The sequence below is a fragment of the Microbacterium sp. F51-2R genome (assembly GCF_052180235.1).
In the GTDB taxonomy this organism is placed as follows: Bacteria; Actinomycetota; Actinomycetes; order Actinomycetales; family Microbacteriaceae; genus Microbacterium.
Genome location: NZ_CP197470.1, coordinates 3,009,409 through 3,030,192, shown reverse-complemented (window position 1 = coordinate 3,030,192; position 20,784 = coordinate 3,009,409). Strand labels below are relative to the sequence as shown.

The window sequence follows — 20,784 nt, the reverse complement described above, 5'->3', positions numbered from 1 at the left end:
CGTCCGTGCCTCGCACGCACGCGCCGCACCTGTGGGAGCGGCAGGCGCGCCCGGTTCTCGAGGCGATCGCCGCGGCCTCCGACCTCGAGCCGACGCGCGTGGTCGTCGTGGGGAACGCCGGCTCGGGCAAGTCGACGATGCTCCGAGAGCTGCACCGGATCCTCGCCGACCGGACCGCGGTCAGTCTGCTGACCGATGCGATCGACCCCGCGGGCGTGCCGTCGTCGCACATCCTGCTCGTCGACGATCTGCACCTCCTGAGCGCGGCGCAGGTCGACGCACTGGTGGCCCGATCCGAAGATCCGGACGCATCGCTCGTCGTCGCGAGCCGCCCGTTCCCGCGGCGAGAGGAGCTCGCCGCCATCACGCGCAGTCTCGAACGCAGCCGCCCCGCGATCGTGCTCGGTCACGTTTCGCGCTCCGATGTCCTGACGTATCTGGGGGGCCGGGATCGCGCCATCTCGGGGCCGTGCGTCGATCACATCCTGGAGTTCACGGGAGGCGTGTCGTGGCTCGCGTGCGAAACGCTCGCCCTTCACGACGACCGGGACTGCGCGGACGACAGCACGCATCGCGCGCTCAGGCGCGACGTCGAGGAGCGAGTCGTCCACCGCCTGGACACGATCCCACCGTCCTTGCGGCACGCGATCGAGGCGCTGTGCGTCGTCGACCCCGGACACGGGCTGGCGCGGACGGACGAAGACGACGTGAGCGTCCAGGGCTACGCCGAGGGGCTGCTGGCTCCCAGCGGGCACCCTGTCCCCCTCGTTCGCGCTGCGGTGCGCCACACCCTCCCCGCACGCCGTCTCATCGATCTCAGCGCGAGTATCGCCGACTGCATCGCGCACTCCACCGACGACGGCACGGGCGCCCTCGACTGGCTCGGGGTGCACGACAGCACGATGAGTTCCGCGCTCGTCGAACAGGCCGACCGCCTTCTGGAGCGCGATCCACGGCGAGCGCTCGCGCTCTATGACGCTGCGCTCGAATGCGGCGCGGACGAGGCCGACCTCGCCGGGCGACGAGCGCAGTCCGCCTGGGCCTCGGGTCGCCCCGAAGTGGTCGGCGAGATCCTCGAGATCGCGTCGAGGACTCCGGCCTCGCGCGATGCGCAGCGGGTCGTCGACGCGTCGGCAGCGCTGTGGTCACAGCGCGGGATGATGCGCATGAGCGAGGCGACCTACCTCGCGGTGCCGCCCGTGAGCCCCGAGTCGCACACCCGCGCCGCCATCGCTGCCGTCGGCGTCGGCACTCCCCCCTCGTGGGACAACCCGTCGGCCGGCGGGCTCCCCTCGACGACTCGTGTCGCGATGGATCTGCTCGACCGGGGCTTGCGCGGGACGCTCTCTCCGGCAGGTGTCGAATCGGCCGTGGGCGATCTGGTCCGCGCGTCCGACATGTATACCTCCGCGGGCTCGTCGGCGCCGACGCCGGAACTGCCCGCGGTGATCGCCGCGGCCGCCGCGATCGGGGTGGGCGATCTCGACACCGCCGACACGATCATCCGCAGCGCGATCCACGGCGGACAGGCCGGCGAGTGGGCCCGCACGCGGCTCCTCCTGTGGGAGGCCTGGATCGCCGTGCAGCGGTCGCGCCCGCTCGAGGCGCGTGCCGCACTGGATCACGCGGTGCAGACGGCACCGTCGCTGCCGGCTCGCGAGGAGTTCCTCGCGCAGGCGGTGCGGGTGTCGATCACGCGTCGCTATGAGGATGTCGCCCTCCTGGAGGCGCGATGGAAGGAGGCGGCGGACAGCATCCGCCACATCGAGGTCGATCTGTATCTCCTGCTGCCACTGACCGAGCTGGTCACCGCATCCGCGCGGGTCGGCGACACAGCGCGACTCGACCCGCACTTCACCCGTGCGCTCGAGATCGTCCAGTCGCTCGGCGCGCCCCCCGTATGGTCTGTGCACCTCAACTGGGCAGGCATTCAGCGGGGCATTCTGATCAACCGGCCCGACGAGCTCACACCGCACGCACACGCTCTGGTCGCGGCATCCCATCACAGTCCCATCGCGGCCGTCATGGCGCAGGCGGGGCGGGTCTGGACTTCCACGCTGGCAGGCTCCGTCGACCCGGACGCCGTCGAGGCGGCGGCACACGGACTGTCGGCGGCGGGTCTCGCGTGGGACGGCGCCCGCCTCGCGGGGCACGGGGCGAGCCGCTCGAGCGACCGCAAGGTGTCCGCACGACTGCTCTCGTGCGCCCGCGAGCTCCACCCGATCGAAAGCGTCCGTCGATCAGCAGACAGTGAGGAAGAGGATGCCGCATCCGCGCCGGAAGGGTCGGCGCTCAGTGAGCGCGAGCGCGACGTCGCCCGACTCGTCCTGCAGGGCAAGACCTATGCGGAGATCGGCCAGACGATCTTCATCTCGCCCCGCACGGCCGAGCACCATATCGCCCACATCCGCCGGCGGCTGGGTGCGACCTCACGGTCGGATCTGATCGCGAAGCTCCGGATCGTCGTGGAGCAGGCAGGGTGAGGCGGCCCGAGGGTGACCGTCCGACCGGAGCCGGGAACCCAACCCCCCTCCCCTCGCTACGGGGAATCGGGGGAACCCCCGATTCCCCGCCACCGACAACTCAATAGCCTGACCCGTACCACGCTTGTCCTGCGCGACATCCATGTTCTCCGACCCTGAGGAGTCGAACGATGAGTACACCGATCGCGACCGTCGCCGATGCGCTGATCGCCTTCATTCTGAGCCTGTTGCGCGACCCGTCCGCAGCGGAGGAGTTCGACGCAGCGCCGAAGCAGATGATGGTGAACAAGGGTCTCGGAGATGTCTGCGTCGCCGACGTGCAGGCGGTGAAACCCGTCGTCGTGGACAACCCGAGCGTCATCGTGAAGCCGGTGATCCCGCCGCCGCCTCCCCCGCACGACAAGCCTGATGCCGTGATCAAGGAGATCAAGAACATCGTCAATCAGTTCACCACGGTCGACGCACGATCGACGATCGTCGATCAGTCCACCAACCAGAACATCTGGACCAACGGTGGCGATGTGACCCAGATCTTCGACCAGGAGGCCGTCGTGGCCTCCGGCGACGGCTCCATCGCCGCAGGGGATGACGCGACGACCGTCGACTCGGACGTCGATGTCACGGTGGGTGACGTCTCGGTGGGCAACTCGACGAACGTCGACAGCTACAACAACACCGGGACCATCCCGCCCCCGGAACCGACTTCGGCGACGGACGACCAGGAAGCACCCGCGGACGTCGACGGCGTGGCCGACATCGCGGGCGGGGCTGTTGCGACCGCGATCGACACCGCGGTGGACACTGCGGTCGACGCGACGGATCCGGCGGTCGACGCGACGGATCCGGCGGTCGACAGCGCGGCGCCGGCCGCAGAGGAGGTCAGCGCCGCGGCATCCGATCCTCTCGCCGATGACCTGACCTCGGACGCCGCTGACGACGGCGGAGACGCCGGACTCGTCGTGGACGACGCGTACTTCGAGGAGCCGGTCGAGGAGCAGTGACGATCGGCTCGTGATGAACACGCCACGTCCCCCGCAGCCGGCGGCCGCCGCCGCCGAGGAGACCGCGGGGAGGGATGCGACGCCACCTTCCCCGCGGCGTCAGGCGCCGGCCCGTCCCTCGACGAGCAGCAGGAACACCGCACCCGTGCTGGTGAAGCTTCCACCGCCCTTCTCGGTGCGGACGAGCCAGTTCTTCTGGATCATCAGCTTCGCGGTGGGGGGTTTCACGGCGGTCTACTACTTCGTCATCCGCCAGGAGCTGCTTCCTCTGATCTCCGACCGCGCGCGAGCGGTCGTCGACGGGCGCAGCGACGAGACCTATGACGCCGCCTCCGACATCGTCTTCTGGAGCGTCTTCGCCGTGTTGGTCGCGATCCTGCTCATCCAGATCACGCTGCTCGTGTCGTTCATGAGCCGCCGGCCGAAGATGCGCTGGTGGCAGCTGGCGACCTTCGGTGTTCAGCTGCTGCTGGTCATGCTGTCAACGGAGTGGGTGGCGCTGGGTGAGCGACGCGAATCGCTTCTTCTTCTTCTCGCCGCGCAGGCGGGGCTCGTCCTCCTCGCGCTGTTGTGCAGCATCATGCCCAAGGCCATCGCCTGGACGGCGCGAAAGGTCGATGTGCGGGGCGGCAGCGAGGGCGTCGTCGGCGACGGAGCCTCCTGAGCCGTCGCCGTCGCTCTTGCTGTCGCCCTCGCTCTCGGTCTTCGCTGGAGGGAGAAGGCGGCGGGGTTCGGCGCGAGCCAGGTCCGCTGCGATCTCGTCGAGGCTCCGGATGACGACGAGGCACACGTCCACGGCCGCACGCTCGGTGAGCGGCGACTCCGCCACCGCCCGCCAGTGCGCGAGCTTCTCCTCCGCCCGCGCTCGCAGGGTGGCGGCGTCGGCGTCGTCGGCCAGGCCGAGTCTTACGGCGGCCGAGGTTCCCGCGGCACCGAGGACGATCTGCGCGTCCGCGGTGTCTTCGTCGGACAGCGGCAGCCCCTCGGACCGCGCACGGGCGAGCATCGTGAGTTCGCGCAGACCGTGGACCCTGGCGTGGATCTGCTCGATGCCGGCCACGATCGCCTCGTCGCCGTTCCGCGGGTTCTCGCGGACGAGCTTCTGCAGACCCAGCAGCACGCCACGGACTTTCAAGGTCGTCGAACGGGTGCGGAACTGCCTGCCGATGAAGTGGCGCAGCGTGACGAGACCGCTCTGAGCCACCATCGCCTCGGACAGCTCTGAGGAGCTCGCCGCGCCGCCCCGGATGAGTGCGGTGCCGAGACGGATGCCGAAGATGCCGAACCTGGCGAGGAGATCCCGCCGCTCAGCAGAGTTGAGGCTGGTCGTCGTCGACGCCCCCGTGAAGCGGTCGGCCGAGATGAGGAGTCGCTCTCGATCCGCGCGGTCGAGGGAGGCGAGTTCACGGAAGGCGGCGTACTCCGACTCGCGCAGGGTGCGGGCGCCCTCGGCGACCAGCCCCGCGACCGGGATGACCCCCAGCACGAGCGACGCGAGATCGGCGTCGCGCTCGTACCGTCGCGCGACCTTGGCCGCCGAGAGGATCGAGTCGATACGGCCCGACCCGATCTCGTCGGAGCGCGAGAGCACGCCGACGGCGCAGACCGTCTGCGCCACGCCGGCCGCAGTGTCGCGGAACGCCTCGAGGAACTTGAGGTCCGACGCGTGCATGTGCCGCATGAGGTACACGACCGCGTCGGCTGACGAGGGCGTCTCCTCCGGGAGGAGGAAGCGCGTGGTCCGAGCGGATGTCTCTTCCGACAGCGACGCGATGCCCGGCGTGTCGATGAGGATCATCGATCGCAAGACCTCGATCGGCCACCCGATGTCGATGAACTCGACATCTGCCGGCGGCACGCCTCCCAGATCGATCACGACTCGGCCCTGATCGCGTCGCACAGGCAGACGGCGCGTTCCGCCCGCGTGCAGATGCAGGGTGATGGTCGGGGTGGCCGAATAGCGATACCAGGTCACGAGCCGCGTGCACTCGCCGGCATCCGTCGGCGCGATCCGCTCGCCCAGCAGGGCGTTCAGCAGCGTGGACTTCCCGGCCTTCACCATCCCGGCGATCGCGAGGCGAAGGGGCTCCCGCAGTCGCTGCTCGAGCTCTTCGATCGTGCGCTGCGCCTCGGGGTCGCCCTGGTAGACGAGAGCCGCGGTGTGCAGGAGACTCTCCGCGTCGGCGCGCACCTGCCCGTTCATCGCGTGATGGCGTTCTCAGGCGCGGTCGGCAGGGCGGGCAGCTCATTCTTTATGGTCTCGAGCCGGCGAAGCTGCGCCTGCAGCTGCGCGACGCGTTCGTCGCGCTTCGCGGTGTACGTGGTGGCCGTCTGCTGCGCCGCCTTGAGCGCCTCCGACAGCGAGCGGTGCAGCTCTTCGGCCATCGACCCGAAGTGATCGCGCGCCGAGCGCTGCACCAGGCGAAGGCGGTCTTTGAGCTGCTTGCCGACTTGGAAGATCACCTCGTCGATGTAGCGGCGGACCAGGAGCTTGGCTTCGTGCTGGCGCCGCGTGAGACGGCTGTTCATGTCCTCCCGGTACGCCCGCCGGCCCACGAAGACGCCGGCCAGGAGCGACAGCGGATTGATGAGCGACATCCCGATCAAGCTCGTGGCCAGGCCGACCATCAGCACGCCGCCGTATGAGCCGCGGACTCCGATGTAGATCCTCTCGACGGCGCTCAGCCGACCGGTGTCGAGAACCGAGATCTGCTCCACGGGATCCAGCACGCCCTGGGTGTCGCCGACGTCGATGACGGGCAGATCCGCCTCGCCCTCGCTGAACAGCTGTGCCACCTCCTCCGACAGCCAGCGCGAGCGCTCGTCGGTCCACACGAAGGTCTCCGAGACGGCGCTTGCCACGCTCTGGTCGAGCCACTCGGTGATCTGATCCCAGATCGGCCCGGGGTCGCCCTCGTCGATCGAGTCCTCGGCCTCGCGCTGAACCTTGCGGAGCCGATCGCGCAGGTCGTGCTCCATGTCGGCGATGAGGTCGGCGATGCCGTCGGTGAGAGTGACCCGCCAGCGTGCGGAGCGACCGCGGAATTCGTCGGCGCGGGCCTTCGCCTCCGAGAGCTCCGCGATCATCCGTGGCGTGTCCTCGGGGTGCAGGATCGCGTTGAGCTCGGACCGAAGCGACACGCTGAGCTGCTCGGCGACCGAGGCGAGGTCGTGCACTGCGCTGCGCTCGCGGATGAGCTCGGCGCGTCCGAGCACCTCGCGGCGCAAGTGGGCGACGAGCGCGGGGAATCCCGACTCGTCGTTGAGGTCGCGATCCTGGAGTTCGGCGGCGAGGAGCCGAAGGTCGCTCGAGACCGAGAAGATCGGCACCTCGCCCGCGTTGAGCAGGTGCGCGCGGTCGAGCTGCTCGATATGACGCCAGTCCGGGTAGAGATCTGTCTTCGCGAGGACTGCGGCCACGTTGGGCGAGATACGCATCGCGTGCTTGAGGAACTGCACCTCCGGCTCGGTGTACTCCTGCGAGGCGTCTGAGACGAGCAGCACCGCGTGCGCGGCGGAAAGCGCAGACAGAGTGGCGACGGCATTCGACGAGTCGAGACCCCCCACTCCCGGGGAGTCGACGAGCTTGAGTCCGCCCTTGAGTATCTCCCTCGGCAACCGCACCTCGGCCGAGACGATCTGCCGCTCGTTGCCGGGGTTGCCCCGCTCGGACACATAGTCCGACAGCTCTTCGATCGGCACCTCGCGTCGCTCAAGCTGCGGGCCGGACGGGGCGGGAGCGGCATCCTCCTTGCGCACCACGACCCACGCCGACGTCTGTTCGGCATAGCCGACAGCCGTCGGCACGCGAGTGGCGATGTCATCGTCGACGGGGCACGCGGGCGCGTTCACGAGCGCGTTGATCAGCTTGCTCTTGCCCTGCTTGAACTCGCCGACGACGATGACGCGCACATCAGGATCGAGCAGCCGCTCCCGCGTCTGCTCCAGCCGCTTCGCGAGGTCCGCGCGGCCGGCGTCGGCCGCGACCATGCCCATCGAGCCCACGAGGTCGGTCATATCTGGCGACATCGGCGTCGATGGGCCGTCTCCCACGGTGATCTTCTCGGTACTGCCCGTTTCCTGCACTTCTCCCCCGCCCCATGGTGACAGTTCCACCGGCCCTGCCCTCCCGCGATCCTCGCGACCACCGCCCGGGATCCGGGCGGGAACCGCTCAGAGCGGGAAATCGAACCCGCTCTCGCCGCCCGCTTCGGCGCCCCCGTAACCGCCGTCGCCGCCCCAGAGCTCCGTCGTATCGATGTCCCAGTCCGAGGCGCTCACGTTCTCCAACTCGGCCGAGAACCAATCGCCCGTGTCGGCGAAGGCGTCGTCCACACCGGGACCCACACCGGGACCGACATCGAGATCTACGTCGAGATCGTCATCGACATCCCGTGACCTGTGCTCGCCGGCGCCGTCCATCGCCGACGGGACCACTCGTTGCTCGTCGCCGAGCGACGCGTCATCCGAAGACTTGTCTGCGCTGGTGGACATGGCGGGCACCTTCAGGCTGGTTGATCGAGCTCAGTCTTGCATCCCGGTGCGCCGACCGGACCGAAGCCCGACCGCCCGCTCCACGGTGGAGAGGGCGGCCGGGCGTCGTCGTGCGTCGGCGTCAGAAGCTGACGTCGTTGAACGAGTCGTCGATCTCGACCTCGACCTCGAAGTCCTCGTCGACCGAGTTGTCGGAGTTGTCGGTCCAGGAGTGGTCGGAGTTGTCGGTCCACGAGTTGTCGGAGTTGTCCGTGTTGAACGAGTCCGTGTTCCACGTGTTGTCGGTCCAGACGTCGCCCATCTCGAAGTCGACGTCGATCTCGGTGACCGTCGCGTCGTCGCCGGCCGCGATGGCGCCGTCGCCCGAGGCGACCACCGCGTGGTTGCCGATCCACTGCGTCACGTTGCCGCCCTCGGCATCGCCGCCGTCCGCGTCGGCTTCACCGCCGGCACCGCCGTAGGCTCCGCCGCCCGCGGCTCCCGCGCCGCCCGCGCCCGCTGCGCCGGCCGCACCGCCGGCCGCACCGGTGCCGGCCCCGCCGTTCGCCTCCGCGTTGGCGTCGGCGCCGAGTCCCACCGTCGAGGTGGCCACGCCGCCCGCGCCGCCGGATCCCGCGCCGCCGGAGCCGCCCGAGCCGCTTCCGCCGCCCGCACCGCCGGCGCCACCGAGGCCGCCCACGCCGCCGTCCGCGGCTCCGCCGACCGCGAGCGCTGCGCCGCCGCTGCCCGACGCGGTCGAGATGTTCTGGTTGACGGACTGGTCGGTCGTCGTCGAGCGCGCGTCGATCTCGACGTCGAGGTCTCCGCCGCCGCCGTGGCCGAAGAGCCCGGCTCCGCCTCCGCCGCCGGCTCCCTCGCTCGCGTCGATGATGTTGAACTCACCGATGCCCGAGTTGTACTGACGGACGCCGGCGTTGATCGAGTGGTCGTTGAAGGAGTCGTCGTTGTTCGAGTACAGGTCGTTGTACGAGTCAGTGTTGAACGACTCGTCGTTGTTCGAGTGGTCGTCCGAGTTGTCGTTGAACGAGTCCTCCCAGTCGTTGTCCACCGAGTTGTCGGTGTTGAACGAGTCGTCCGCGTTCGCCTGATCGTTGTCGGAGTTGTCGTTGAACGAATCCTCCGCCTCGTTCTCGACCGAGTTGTCGGTGTTGTTCGACAGGAAGTCGTTGTCGGAGTTGTCGTTCAGCGAGTCCTCGACTTCGACATCGACGTCGACCGAGTTGTCGGTGTTGAGGGAATCCTCGAGATTCGCCTGCAGCCCGAGCAGGTTGATGTTGTCTTCCACAGCCATGATCTTTCCTCTGTTCGTAGAGTGCCCAACGGCGCGTTGGTATGAGTGTGGAACCGGTGCGTCGGGACGGCATCGGGGGTCCCCCCGAGTGATGAGGGGGACCCGCCAGGGGTTCGGTGGGGGCGATAGGGGTTCGAAAAGGGGGCGCGCCTAGGCTGGCGGGGTGGACTCCCGGGAACTGACTGCACTGCTGACGCCCGAGGGGCTCCGGCTGCTCGACGAGCTCGGACCGGTCGCGTCGGCCGACGACGTCGCGCGCACCGTGTCGCGCCTGCGGGCGGCAGGGCACTCCCCCGACCTCGTGTCGGCGGTCGTGGGTCAGGCGCGGCTGCGCGCGCGGGCCGAGGCGAAGTTCGGCCCGTTCGCCGACCGGATGCTGTTCACCCGCGCCGGCCTCGAGCAGGCGACGCGCCTGTCGATCGGGGGGCGCCACGCCGCGCGCTTCCGCGCCGCGGGCATGACGTCGGTCGCCGACCTCGGCTGCGGCATCGGGGGCGACGCGATGGGATTCGCCGCCCTCGGGCTACGGGTCGTCGCCGTCGATGCCGACGACGTCACGGCCGCGATCGCGGCATACAACCTCGCGCCCTTCGGATCCGACGTCGCCGTGCGTCAGGGCCTCGCCGAGGACGTGGTCGAGGAGGGCGTCGACGTCGATGCCTACTGGCTCGACCCCGCACGGCGCACGGCGGGTCACACCGAGACCTCGCGCACGCGCCCCGAGGACTGGTCGCCGTCGCTCGACTGGGTCTTCGACCTTGCGGCGCGGCATCCGATCGGGGTGAAACTCGGCCCGGGGCTCGACCGCGCCCTCATCCCCGACGGCGTCGAGGCGCAGTGGGTCAGCGCCGACGGGTCGACGATCGAGCTCGTGCTCTGGTCGGGCGCGCTCGCGCGGCCGGGCGTGCGGCGGGCCGCCCTCGTCGTGCGCGGCGAGTCGGCGATGGAGCTCACGGCAGCGACGGATGCCGCGGACGAACCGGTCCGCCCCCTCGGCGAGTTCGTGCATGAGCCGGATGGAGCGGTCATCCGCGCGCGGCTGATCGGCGATGTCGCGCGGTCGCTGCAGGCCGGCATGCTGGACGAGCACATCGCCTATCTGACCTCGGACGCGGCCCTCACAAGCCCCTTCGTCTCGTCGTTCCGGGTGCGCGAGCAGCTTCCCGCCGACACGAAGAAGCTCGCGAAGGCGCTGCGAGAGCGCGGCATCGGGCGTCTCGAGATCAAGAAGCGGGGGGTGGATGTCGATCCCGCCGCACTGCGGAAGGCCCTCTCCCTCAAGGGCGATGCGTCGGCGACGCTCCTCCTGACGCGCGTCGGCTCGAAGCGCCTGGCGCTCCTCGCCGACCGCGTGGGCTGAGCCTGCCCGCGGCGCCGCGGTGGCCCGGCCGTGCGGTCGGGTCTCACCCACCCCACCCGTGCCGACCTCCCCGGCGTGGTCGGGCCTCACCCCTCCCCACGCGGACCTCCGCCGCGATCGGGCCCCCACTCCTTCACCGCCCGGGCTCGACCTCCGCCGCGCCGACCGGCCCTACCCCGGGCCAACCTCCGCCGAGCGGAGGGCCTCACCGGACGGGAGGTCGATCCCGCGCCGAACCGCCCTCCCGTCCGGTGAGAACCTCCGCCGAGCGGAGGTCGGCGCGACGAAGACCCCAGGAACGTCGGCGCGACGAAGACCCCGAGAACGGATGCCGCGGCCGGCGTCAGCCCGCAAGACCCGACGTGAACGCGGCGAAGACGAGCCAGCCCGCGCTGTAGAGGAGCGAGACGCCGCCGAGCACGATGGCCCAGATCGCGATTCCTCGGCTCTCGAGGGGACGGCGCAGGGCGAGGATCGCGGCGACGATGCCCGCGATGCCGAGGGGGAAGCCCCAGCCGACGAAGATCGAGACGACGAGACCCACGACCGAGAAGCCGAGCGCCCAGCCGGCGAGGAAGCCCCTCGGCTTGGGCACCGGCATCGCCCATTGCACGAGCGGCTCGCTCTGCTCGCCGTCGGGGTCGGGGGGCGCGGACTGCGACGTGATGCCGACGGGTCCCGTGGGAAGCCGCTGGAATCCGCCGCGATGCGCCCCCGGCAGGACGGGCTCCGAGCCGGCCGGGTCGACGGCCTGCGCGGATGGCGGAGCCGGCGTGGGGTCGAGAGAGGGTGCAGCGCTGCGAGCCTCGGTGGGCGCGGCCTCCGGGTTCGACACAGGAAGCACGCGCGTCGGCGGCGGAGGCTTCAGGATCGGCGGATGCGCCGGCGGGCGACCCGAGGGCTCGGGCTCAAGCCCGCCGCGCCGCTCGAGCCCATCACCCCCGCGCGACTCGACCCCGCCCCCCACGCCGTCGCCAGACCCGCTCACGCGGCCGCCTCGGCCGCCGCCTCGGCGACCTGGATCTCGGTCACGGGAAGCGTCGAGTCCGCGCCGAACTCGAGCGTCGACGGACGCCGGCCGGACATGATGAGCTCCGACGCGAGGGCCGCGATCATCGCGCCGTTGTCGGTGCACAGCGACAGTGGCGGTATCCGCACCGTCACGCCCGCGGCATCCGCCCTCTCCATCGCGACATCGCGCAGACGGCGGTTCGCGATGACACCCCCGCCGAGGAGCAGCCGCGGCACACCGTGATCGCGGCACGCGGCGAGGGCCTTGGTCACCAGCACGTCGACGACCGCCTCGCGGAAGCTCGCCGCCACATCCGCGACGGGCACCGGCTCGCCGGTGGCCTCCCGCTGCTCGACCCACCGCGCGACGGCGGTCTTGAGCCCCGAGAACGAGAAGTCGTAGCGGTGCGCGGCCATGTCGGATGCGCGCGACAGCCCACGCGGGAACGGGATGGCGGCGGGATCACCGGATGCCGCGGCCCGGTCGATCTGCGGACCCCCGGGGTAAGGCAGGCCGAGCACGCGGGCGATCTTGTCGAAGGCCTCGCCCGCGGCGTCGTCCATGGTCTCGCCGAGGAGCTCGACGTCGGTCGTGAGGTCTCGCACCAGGAGCAGCGACGTGTGCCCGCCGCTGACCAGCAGAGCCACGGTCGGATACTCCAGCGGCGGCGCATCGGCGTCGAGGATGTCGGCGGCGATGTGCCCGACGAGGTGATTGACGGCGTAGAGCGGCTTGCCGAGCGACACGGCGAGCGCCTTGGCCGCGCCGACGCCGACCATGAGGGCGCCGGCCAGACCCGGTCCGGAGGTGACCGCGACGGCGTCGACCTCGCTCAGCGTGACTCCCGCCTCGGCGAGCGCGGCCTCGATCGACGGCTGCAGGGCCTCGAGGTGCGCGCGGGCGGCGACCTCGGGCACGACGCCGCCGTAGCGGGCGTGCTCGTCCATGCTCGAGGCGATCGTGTTGCTGAGGAGCGTGCGGCCGCGCACGATCCCGATGCCGGTCTCGTCGCAGCTCGTCTCGATCCCGAGCACCAGCGGGCCCTGATCGGTCATGTGCACACCCCCGTCTCGTCGGAATCCGCCACGCGCGCGGCGGCCCATCCGGCCACGTCGAGGCGCATCACGACGGCGTCGACGTCGTCGGGCTGGTAGTACCGCGGGCGGCGTCCGACCTCGGCGAATCCCTCCGAGGCGTACAGCGCCTGCGCGACGGGGTTGTCGGCGCGAACCTCGAGGAACACCTCACGAACGCCACGAGCGGATGCCTCGGCCAGCAGAGCCTCGAGGATCGTCCGGCCACGACCCCGGCCCCGGGCTGACTCGGCGATCGCGATCGTCTGGATGTCGGCATCCTTCCCGCCCTTCGGAGCGCGAAGACCCGCGTAGCCGACGAGGCGGCCGGCCTCCTCGGCGACGAGGTAGTAGCCGTGCGGCGAGGAGAGCTCCTCGCGCATCATCGCGTCGGACCACGCATCGGTCGGGAACGACGCCCGCTCGAGCGCCATGATGGCGTCGAGATCGTCGACCGTGGCGGGGCGGAGGTTCATGCCGGGCCTCGGGCCGAGACGCGCTTGGGCCCGGCCGACGGGGTCACGTCGGGCGAGCGCAGGTAGAGCGCGTCGGCGGGGCCGATCGTGCGCCCGGCGGCGACGGCACGGGCCGCCGCGACGGCGAGCATGACGGCGGGGATCCGGTCGGCGTCGCGGCGGAGGATGCCGGCGCCGTGGAGCACGGCGTCGAGGTCGTCGCGCGGCGAGAGCGCCGGGCCGTCGATGCGGATCGGCAGGCCGTCGTCGTCGATCCCGCGGTAGACGGTGTAGGCGAACTCGCGCCGGCGCGCATCGGTCACGACGGCGAAGGCGTCGTCGTCGGTGTTGTCGCGGCCGCCCGTGAGCGCGCTGTGCAGCAGCAGCTCGAGCGCGACGGCGTCGTGACTCACGACCGGCACGACCGGGAGGCCCCGGCCGAGCGCGAACGCCCGCGCCGCGGCGATGCCGACCCGCAGGCCCGTGAAGGGGCCGGGTCCCATGCCCGCGGCGACATGCGTGACGTCGGAGGGGTGGACGGATGCCTCGGCCAGCGCCCGCTCGATGAGAGTGCCGATCACCTCGGCGTGGCCGCGCGGGTCGACGCTCTCGATCTGCGAGCGCACGACGCCGTCGGGCTCGACGACGGCGACGGCCGTGCCGAGGGACGTGTCGATGCCGAGGATCACGCCTTCCAGGCTAGTCGGCGATGTCCGAGCCCCGGCGACCCCGCGTCGCGCACTGCCTCATCCTCATCCCGAGGCCTCGATGCCCCGCGAACCGCGCGCGCGAGCCGACCGCGCCCGCACGCGAACCGACCGCGCGCGAGCCGACCGCGCGAGGCGCGCCCGACCTACGGGTGGCGGGTGAGGGTGAGGATCCGCGGAGCGTCGGCGTCCATCTGCGCCGCCGCGGGGCCGCTCGTGCCGCACGCGGAGTCCACGCCCGCACCGCCCCACTCCCGCTCGAGCTCGATGTCCCACCACGAGTCGGCGATCTTGTCGACGAGGCCCCTCCCCCACTCCACGACCACGACGGAGTCGTCGAAGTCGATATCGAGGTCTTCGAGCTCGGCGGCCGACCCCAGGCGGTACGCGTCCACGTGCACGAGCGGCGCTCCCCCGACGAGCGAGGGGTGCGTGCGCGCGATGACGAAGGTCGGGCTCTGCACCGGGCCGCGCACGCCGAGACCGGCCGCGATGCCGCGCGTCAGGGTCGTCTTGCCCGCGCCGAGCGGACCCGTCAGCACCACGAGGTCGCCGGGCCGCAGCATCCGTCCGATCCGCTCGCCGAACTGCTCCATGTCTGACGGACTCTCGATCTCGCGGCGTCCGGCCAGGGTCGCGAGTCCGTTCGTGGCGGTGTCCATGTCGTGCTCAACGCCGGCGGCGGCGTCGGCGTTCCCGCTCATGACGAGACCTGCCGGCGCGGGACGCGGGGCCCGATGCGCGTGACGATCTCGTAGTTGATGGTGGACGCGGCATCCGCCCACTCGCCCGCGGAGGGGACGCCCAGCGTCGGATCGCCGAAGAGCACGGCCTCGTCGCCGACGCGTACGGGCTGGTCGCCGACGTCGACGATGAACTGGTCCATCGCGATGCGCCCGGCGACGCGGTGGCGGGCGCCGTCGATCGAGACCGGCCCCCAGCCCGACGCATTGCGCGGCACGCCGTCGGCGTAGCCGAGCGGCACGAGGGCGAGGGTCGTCTCGCGGTCGGTGCGGTAGTCGTATCCGTACGAGACGCCGTGGCCCGCGGGCACGCGGCGCACCGCGGCGACAGGGGCGCGGAGCGTCATGGCGGGACGGAGGCCGAGGTCGCCCGAGTCCCGGTCGGAGAACGGCGACAGGCCGTAGATCGAGATGCCCAGGCGCACGCATCCGAGCCGCGACTCGGGGAGGGCGATGGCGGCGTGGCTCGCGGCGATGTGCCGGAGGGGCGGGGCGAGGCCCGCCGCGGCCGCGGTGCCCAGCGCATCGTGGAACACGCGCAGCGCCGCGCGGTCGTCGTCGGCCGAGGCGTTGGAGAGGTGGCTGAAGATCCCGACGACGCGCAGCTTGCCGATGCGCTCCAGCCGCGCGGCCTCCGAGAACACGACGCGGTAGTCGTCGGGGGCGACGCCGTTGCGTCCGAGACCCGTCTCGAGCTTGAGGTGCACCGAGACGGGACGGTCGACGGATGCCGCGGCCGACGCCTGCAGCAGCTGGTCGAAGCTCGAGATGCCGAGCTCGATGCTCGCGGCGGCCGCCTCGCGGAAGTTGGCGCCGGGAGGGTGCAACCACGCGAGGATCGGGGCATCCACTCCCGCGCGCCGGAGTGCGAGCGCCTCGCCGACGTCGGCGACGCCGAGCCGGCTCGCCCCGCCCTCGAGGGCCGCGACGGCGCTGCGGACCGCGCCGTGCCCGTAGCCGTCGGCCTTGACGACCGCGATGACCTCGGACTCGGTCAGCCGGCGCAGGTGCCGCACGTTCGCCGTGATCGCTCCGACGTCGATCGTCGCCTCGCGCAGGACGCCGTCGGGCAGGCGGCTCATGGGGCATCCTCTCGGGGTGCGGGGTCGGGTGTGGGCGCAGGCCGCGGATTGGGTGCGGGGTCGGGCCGGGGTGCGGGGTCGGGCCGGGGTCTGGGTGCGGGCCGCGGTCTGGGTGCGGGGTCGGGTGTGGGTGTGGGGTCGGGTGTGGGTGTGGGGTCGGGCCGGGGTGCGGACTCGGCGATGACGTAGGCCGTGGCGAGGTTGGCGTCGTGCGACATCGACAGGTGCATCATCGTGATGCCCCGCTCGGCGACGACCGCGGCGGTCGAACCGGTGAGGACGAACACAGGACGACCGGATGCCTCGGACGCGACCTCGATCTCGCTCCAGTGAACGCCGTCCGACCCGCCGAGCGCCTTGATGAGCGCCTCCTTGGCCGCGTAGCGCGCCGCGAGCGATCGCGGCGGGCGTACGCGCTCCGACGGGGAGAACAGCCGTTCGAGGAGCCTCGGCGTGCGCTGGAGGGTGCGCTCGAACCGGGGGATGTCGACGAGATCGACGCCGATTCCGACGATCATCGACCCTCCCCTCGCGCCGCGGGCGCGGCATCCGTCACCCTACCGCGGCCCACCGCGTACCCAACTCAGGAAAAGCGCGCGGCCGAACCCCGACACGCCGCCTTTCCGGCCTCAAGGCGTCTGCTCATCCTGAGTTAGGTACAGGGGCGGACCGGACCGGACCCGGGCGGGGGCGGTCCGGGGGCGGTCCGGGGGCGGGCCGGGGGCGGGCCGGACCGGGACGCCCGCTCGGACCACACGGACTCGGACCGGGACGCCGGCTCGGACCGGGACGCCGGCCGGACCGGCCAGCCGGCTCGGACCACGCCGACCGGTCCCCGCCCGGCGTTCACAACTCCGGAGAAACCCGCGCCGACCCCGCCGACACGCCGCGGCACAGCCCCGACCCCGGCCGATCCTCCGGAGTTATGAACGCGCCGCAGACCGTAACGGCGCGCGAATCCGGCCGGAAGCGCCCGCCGCTACTCGACCGTGACGGACTTGGCGAGGTTGCGCGGCTGGTCGACGTCGAGGCCCTTGGCCGTGGCGAGGCCCATCGCGAAGATGTGCAGCGGCACGACCGCCAGGAGCGGCTCCATGAGCGGCGAGGCGAGCGGGATGTGCAGCACCTCGTCGGCGAAGGGCAGGACAGCCGCATCGCCCTCCTCGGCGATCGCGATGACGCGCGCGCCGCGCGCGCGGATCTCCTGGATGTTCGACACGACCTTGGAGTGCAGCACCGGCGACTCGCGCGGCGAGGGCACGATGACGAACACGGGCTGTCCGGGCTCGATGAGCGCGATCGGACCGTGCTTGAGCTCGCCGGCGGCGAAGCCCTCGGCGTGGATGTAGGAGATCTCCTTGAGCTTGAGCGCGCCCTCGAGCGCGATCGGGTAGCCCACGTGACGGCCGAGGAAGAGCACCGAGCGGGTGTCGGCCATCCATCCGGCGAACTCCTCGATGTGCTTCTGCGAGCGGTCGAGGATGCGCTGGATCTTGTCGGGCACCGCCTCGAGCTCGAGCACGTGCTGCTCGATCTCGGTCGGAGTGAGCGAACCCCGCACCCCGCCGATGTGCAGCGCGAGGAGGTAGAGCGCGGTGATCTGCGCGACGAAGGCCTTCGTCGAGGCGACGGCGACCTCGGGGCCGGCGTGCGTGTAGACGATCGCGTCGGACTCCCGCGGGATGGTCGCGCCCTGCGTGTTGCAGATCGACACCGTCTTGGCGCCGGCCTCGCGGGCGTACTTGACGGCCATGAGGGTGTCCATCGTCTCGCCCGACTGGCTGATCGAGACGACGAGGGTGTCGGGGCCGATCACCGGGTCGCGGTAGCGGAACTCGTGCGCGAGCTCGACGTCGACGGGCACGCGCGCCCACTGCTCCAGCGCGTACTTCCCGACCATACCGGCATAGGCGGCGGTGCCGCACGCGATGACGATGATGCGGTTGATCCCGGCGAAGAGATCGTCGAGTCCGTCGAGCTCGGGGATCGAGACGACCCCGTCACGGATGCGGCCGCGCAGCGTGTTCGCGACGGCCTCGGGCTCCTCCGACACCTCCTTGGCCATGAACGACGACCAGCCGCCCTTGTCGGCGGCCGCGGCATCCCACAGCACTTCGAACGGCTCGACCTCGACGGTCTCACCCGAGAAGTCGGTCACCTCGACGCCGGCGGGCGTGATGGCGACGATCTCGTCCTGGCCGATCGCGAGGGCGTGGCGGGTGTGCTCGACGAAGGCCGCCACGTCGGACGCGAGGAAGTTCTCGCCGTCGCCCAGGCCGATGACCAGCGGCGAATTGCGGCGAGCGCCCACGACGAGGCCGGGGTGGTCTTCGTGCATCGCGAGGAGCGTGAAGGCGCCCTCGAGCTGCGAGACCGTGCCGCGGAAGGCCTCGACGAGGTCGCCGCCGTTCTTGCGGTACTCGCGGCCGAGCAGCACCGCGGCGACCTCGGTGTCGGTCTCGCTGCGGAAGGTGTAGCCCTCGGCGAGGAGTCCGGCCTTCAGGTCGGAGAAGTTCTCGATGATGCCGTTGTGGATGAGCGCGAGGTCATCGTCGTCGGCGAGGTGCGGGTGGGCGTTCGCGTCGGTGGGTCCGCCGTGCGTCGCCCAGCGGGTGTGACCGATGCCGGTCTTGCCGTCCGGGAGGGGGTGCGCGACGAGGTCGTCGCGCAGGACGCTGAGCTTGCCGGCCTTCTTGCGCATGCCGAGGCCCCCGTCGCCGTCGATCACGGCGATCCCGGCCGAGTCGTACCCGCGATACTCCAGGCGGGCGAGCCCGGAGAGGAGGATGGCCTGACTATCCCTCGGGCCGACGTATCCGACGATTCCACACATGCCCTCAATGGTAGGCGGGGGGTTTCGTGAGTTGCCTGTACAAACGACGGATGCCGCGGCATCCGCTCGATCTCCCGTGAAGGCGCCGCGGTCAGAGCTTGCGCAGAAGCACCCGCTCGACGGCGTGGTCGGCCGCCTTGTGCAGCACGAGGGTCGCGCGATGGCGCGTGGGCTTCACGTTCTCTTCGAGGTTCGGCAGGTTGATGTCGTTCCAGAACCCGAGCGCCATCGAGACGGCCTGTTCGTCGGTGAGCTCCGCGAACACCTTGAAGTACGAGGTGGGGTTGGAGAATGCCGCGCGGCGCAGCGCCAGGAACCGGTCGACGTACCACTGCGTGATGTGCTCCGTCGCGGCATCCACGTAGATCGAGAAGTCGAACAGGTCGCTCACGGCCACGTCGTTCGGCTGCGGCGGCGGCTGGAGGACGTTGAGGCCCTCGACGATCACGACGTCGGGCCGGCGCACCGTGATGTGCGCGTCGGGGACGATGTCGTACCGCAGGTGCGAGTAGAAGGGCGCGTGCGCCTCGGCCGCGCCGCTCTTGACGTCGGTGAGGAACTGCACGAGCGCGCGGCGGTCGTAGGACTCGGGGAAGCCTTTGCGACCCATGAGCCCGCGGCGCTCGAGCTCGGCGTTCGGGTAGAGGAAGCCGTCGGTCGTCACGAGCTCGACGCGCGGGGTGTCGGGCCAGCGGCTCACCAGCTCACGCAGCAGGCGCGCGATCGTGGACTTGCCGACGGCGACCGATCCGGCGACGCCGATGACGAAGGGGGTCGTCGAGTCGGGCTCCTGGAAGAACCCGGCGGTGTCGGCGCCCAGGCGCTTCGTCGCCGCGGCGTAGAGGCTGAGGAGGCGGCTGAGCGGGAGGTAGACCTCGCGCACCTCGCGGAGGTCGAGGCGGTCGCCGATTCCGCGCAGCTGCACGACCTCCGTCTCGGACAGAGGCTGCGCCAGGCCGCCGGAGAGGCGCGACCACTCGGCGCGGTCGATCTCGCGATACAGCGCGGGGCTGAGGTCGGCGTCGGCATACGAGTCGTCGGAGGCCGCGGCGGGGGCAGCGCCGTTGGCGGGGGCAGCGCCGTCGACGGGGTCAGCGCCGTCGACGTCTTCGACGGTGGCGGAGGCGTCTGGCGGGATCGCTGCTTCGGCGGACATCGCGCCCATCGTATCCACCCGGCGGCGGCCGTTGCCTTGTGCGCAGTCATGCGCGCAGGCCCGTGCGCAGTCATGTCCGCAGTCATGTGCGGATCGACACGTTTGCGCGCCTGTAACCTCGACCCGTGCGTTTGGGAGTCCTCGACATCGGTTCGAACACCGTCCACCTTCTCGTCGCGGATGCCCGGCCCGGAGGCCGCCCTCTCGCGACGACGAGTCAGCGCTCGGTGCTGCGCCTCATGCGCTACCTCGCCCCCGACGGCTCGATCACCGAGGAGGGCGTCACCGCCCTCGTCGACGCCGTGACCGGGGCGAAGAAGGTCGCGCGCGAGGAGAAGGTCGACGAGCTCCTCGCGACGGCGACGTCCGCCGTGCGCGAGGCCACGAACGGCGCCGACGTGATCGCCCGGATCGAGGAGGCGCTCGGACAGGAGCTCCAGGTGCTGGGCGGCGAGTCCGAGGCGCGCTTCACCTTCCTCGCCGTGCGGCGCTGGTTCGGCTGGGCCGCCGGCCACATCCTGCTCTTCGACATCGGCGGCGGGTCGCTCGAGCTCGCGTCGGGTGCCGACGAGCTGCCGGATGTCGCGGCATCCGTCCCCCTGGGCGCCGGCCGCATGACGATCGAGTTCCTCCCCGACGACCCGCCCGGCGAGGACGCCATCGAGGTGCTGGAGCGCCACGCGCGCAAGACGCTGCAGCCCGTCGTCGAGCAGTTCCTGGCGCAGGACCGCCCCGATCACGTCGTCGGCTCGTCGAAGGCGATCCGATCGCTCGCGAAGCTCGCGGGGCACCCGGTTCCGGGATCGTCAGGGATCGAGGGGATGCTGCTGCCCCGCGAGTCGCTCGGCTCGTGGATTCCGCGGCTCGCGCGCATTCCGGCCTCCGCGCGGCAGGAGCTGCCCGGGATCACGGCCGATCGCACGTTCCAGATCGTGGCGGGCGCGGTCGTGCTCCACACGGCGATGACGCTGCTCGAGGTGGACGAGCTCGAGGTGAGCCCCTGGGCTCTGCGCGAGGGCGTGCTTCTGCGCTACATCGAGTCGATGTCCTGGGGCTGAGCCCGGCCTGATCGACCGCAGCCGGGCGCGGCTGCG

At 71.2% G+C, this 20,784-nt stretch carries 16 protein-coding genes and 1 pseudogene; 4 read left to right on the top strand and 13 right to left on the bottom strand.

What is annotated here, in order from left to right:
- The first annotated feature begins 5 nt into the window (after positions 1-5).
- The gene (locus ACSBPH_RS13265; RefSeq protein WP_442574794.1) at positions 6-2,483 is read left to right on the top strand and encodes a helix-turn-helix transcriptional regulator; all 2,478 of its coding nucleotides are present in this window, start codon (positions 6-8) and stop codon (positions 2,481-2,483) included.
- 170 nt (positions 2,484-2,653) lie between these two features.
- Positions 2,654-3,484 carry an IniB N-terminal domain-containing protein gene (locus ACSBPH_RS13260; protein ID WP_442574793.1) on the top strand — a complete coding sequence of 277 codons (831 nt, stop codon included), beginning with the start codon at positions 2,654-2,656 and terminating at the stop codon, positions 3,482-3,484.
- A gap of 481 nt (positions 3,485-3,965) precedes the next feature.
- Here the strand turns inward: ACSBPH_RS13260 and ACSBPH_RS13255 are convergent, their stop codons facing one another.
- The 4 genes from ACSBPH_RS13255 to ACSBPH_RS13240 form a co-directional block, all read right to left on the bottom strand.
- Entirely contained in the window at positions 3,966-5,687 is a 1,722-nt protein-coding gene (locus ACSBPH_RS13255) for a dynamin family protein (protein ID WP_442574792.1), read from the bottom strand.
- Entirely contained in the window at positions 5,684-7,537 is a 1,854-nt protein-coding gene (locus tag ACSBPH_RS13250) for a dynamin family protein (protein ID WP_442574791.1), read from the bottom strand. The genes ACSBPH_RS13255 and ACSBPH_RS13250 overlap by 4 nt, the downstream gene beginning before the upstream one ends.
- A 120-nt stretch (positions 7,538-7,657) precedes the next feature.
- Positions 7,658-7,978: a hypothetical protein gene (locus ACSBPH_RS13245; RefSeq protein ID WP_442574790.1), complete on the bottom strand. Its 321-nt coding sequence runs from the start codon at positions 7,976-7,978 to the stop codon at positions 7,658-7,660.
- A 121-nt stretch (positions 7,979-8,099) separates the two neighbouring features.
- Positions 8,100-9,269 (bottom strand): hypothetical protein, encoded by a 1,170-nt coding sequence (locus ACSBPH_RS13240; RefSeq protein ID WP_442574789.1) that lies wholly within the window; start codon positions 9,267-9,269, stop codon positions 8,100-8,102.
- A gap of 163 nt (positions 9,270-9,432) precedes the next feature.
- Between ACSBPH_RS13240 and ACSBPH_RS13235 the strand changes: the two genes are divergently transcribed.
- Positions 9,433-10,629, top strand: a complete 1,197-nt coding sequence (locus ACSBPH_RS13235; protein WP_442574788.1) for a THUMP-like domain-containing protein — start codon at positions 9,433-9,435, stop codon at positions 10,627-10,629.
- A 343-nt stretch (positions 10,630-10,972) separates the two neighbouring features.
- On the opposite strand, the gene ACSBPH_RS13230 is transcribed toward ACSBPH_RS13235, so the two are convergent.
- The 9 genes and pseudogenes from ACSBPH_RS13230 to coaA form a co-directional block, all read right to left on the bottom strand.
- On the bottom strand, positions 10,973-11,617 hold the full coding sequence (locus tag ACSBPH_RS13230; RefSeq protein ID WP_442574787.1) for a hypothetical protein: 645 nt from the start codon (positions 11,615-11,617) through the stop codon (positions 10,973-10,975).
- Positions 11,614-12,696: a tRNA (adenosine(37)-N6)-threonylcarbamoyltransferase complex transferase subunit TsaD gene (tsaD, locus tag ACSBPH_RS13225; protein WP_442574786.1), complete on the bottom strand. Its 1,083-nt coding sequence runs from the start codon at positions 12,694-12,696 to the stop codon at positions 11,614-11,616. The genes ACSBPH_RS13230 and tsaD overlap by 4 nt, the downstream gene beginning before the upstream one ends.
- Positions 12,693-13,190: a ribosomal protein S18-alanine N-acetyltransferase gene (rimI, locus tag ACSBPH_RS13220; RefSeq protein ID WP_442574785.1), complete on the bottom strand. Its 498-nt coding sequence runs from the start codon at positions 13,188-13,190 to the stop codon at positions 12,693-12,695. Before rimI ends, tsaD begins: the two co-directional genes overlap by 4 nt.
- Complete coding sequence (gene tsaB, locus ACSBPH_RS13215; protein ID WP_442574784.1) at positions 13,187-13,858, bottom strand: tRNA (adenosine(37)-N6)-threonylcarbamoyltransferase complex dimerization subunit type 1 TsaB; 672 nt, start codon at positions 13,856-13,858, stop codon at positions 13,187-13,189. The genes rimI and tsaB overlap by 4 nt, the downstream gene beginning before the upstream one ends.
- 164 nt (positions 13,859-14,022) lie before the next feature.
- On the bottom strand, positions 14,023-14,538 hold the full coding sequence (gene tsaE / locus ACSBPH_RS13210) for a tRNA (adenosine(37)-N6)-threonylcarbamoyltransferase complex ATPase subunit type 1 TsaE (protein ID WP_442577307.1): 516 nt from the start codon (positions 14,536-14,538) through the stop codon (positions 14,023-14,025).
- A 38-nt stretch (positions 14,539-14,576) separates the two neighbouring features.
- Positions 14,577-15,701 (bottom strand): alanine racemase, encoded by a 1,125-nt coding sequence (gene alr, locus ACSBPH_RS13205; RefSeq protein WP_442574783.1) that lies wholly within the window; start codon positions 15,699-15,701, stop codon positions 14,577-14,579.
- A gap of 164 nt (positions 15,702-15,865) precedes the next feature.
- Positions 15,866-16,219, bottom strand: a pseudogene (locus ACSBPH_RS13200) (holo-ACP synthase); the annotation flags it as partial.
- Between the two features lie 461 nt (positions 16,220-16,680).
- On the bottom strand, positions 16,681-18,534 hold the full coding sequence (gene glmS / locus ACSBPH_RS13195) for a glutamine--fructose-6-phosphate transaminase (isomerizing) (RefSeq protein WP_442574782.1): 1,854 nt from the start codon (positions 18,532-18,534) through the stop codon (positions 16,681-16,683).
- 91 nt (positions 18,535-18,625) lie between these two features.
- On the bottom strand, positions 18,626-19,690 hold the full coding sequence (gene coaA, locus ACSBPH_RS13190) for a type I pantothenate kinase (RefSeq protein WP_442574781.1): 1,065 nt from the start codon (positions 19,688-19,690) through the stop codon (positions 18,626-18,628).
- Between the two features lie 125 nt (positions 19,691-19,815).
- Here coaA and ACSBPH_RS13185 point away from each other — a divergent pair, with 125 nt between their 5' ends.
- The gene (locus tag ACSBPH_RS13185) at positions 19,816-20,748 is read left to right on the top strand and encodes a Ppx/GppA phosphatase family protein (protein WP_442574780.1); all 933 of its coding nucleotides are present in this window, start codon (positions 19,816-19,818) and stop codon (positions 20,746-20,748) included.
- The last annotated feature ends 36 nt before the right edge of the window (positions 20,749-20,784 follow it).

Excerpts from the sequence above, each read along its gene's own strand:
- ACSBPH_RS13260 (WP_442574793.1), top strand. The coding sequence starts at position 2,654 with ATGAGTACACCGATCGCGACCGTCGCCGATGCGCTGATCGCCTTCATT.
- ACSBPH_RS13255 (WP_442574792.1), bottom strand. The coding sequence starts at position 5,687 with ATGAACGGGCAGGTGCGCGCCGACGCGGAGAGTCTCCTGCACACCGCG.
- ACSBPH_RS13245 (WP_442574790.1), bottom strand. The coding sequence starts at position 7,978 with ATGTCCACCAGCGCAGACAAGTCTTCGGATGACGCGTCGCTCGGCGAC.
- ACSBPH_RS13240 (WP_442574789.1), bottom strand. The coding sequence starts at position 9,269 with ATGGCTGTGGAAGACAACATCAACCTGCTCGGGCTGCAGGCGAATCTC.
- tsaD (WP_442574786.1), bottom strand. The coding sequence starts at position 12,696 with ATGACCGATCAGGGCCCGCTGGTGCTCGGGATCGAGACGAGCTGCGAC.
- rimI (WP_442574785.1), bottom strand. The coding sequence starts at position 13,190 with ATGAACCTCCGCCCCGCCACGGTCGACGATCTCGACGCCATCATGGCG.
- tsaE (WP_442577307.1), bottom strand. The coding sequence starts at position 14,538 with ATGGACACCGCCACGAACGGACTCGCGACCCTGGCCGGACGCCGCGAG.
- alr (WP_442574783.1), bottom strand. The coding sequence starts at position 15,701 with ATGAGCCGCCTGCCCGACGGCGTCCTGCGCGAGGCGACGATCGACGTC.
- glmS (WP_442574782.1), bottom strand. The coding sequence starts at position 18,534 with ATGTGTGGAATCGTCGGATACGTCGGCCCGAGGGATAGTCAGGCCATC.
- coaA (WP_442574781.1), bottom strand. The coding sequence starts at position 19,690 with ATGTCCGCCGAAGCAGCGATCCCGCCAGACGCCTCCGCCACCGTCGAA.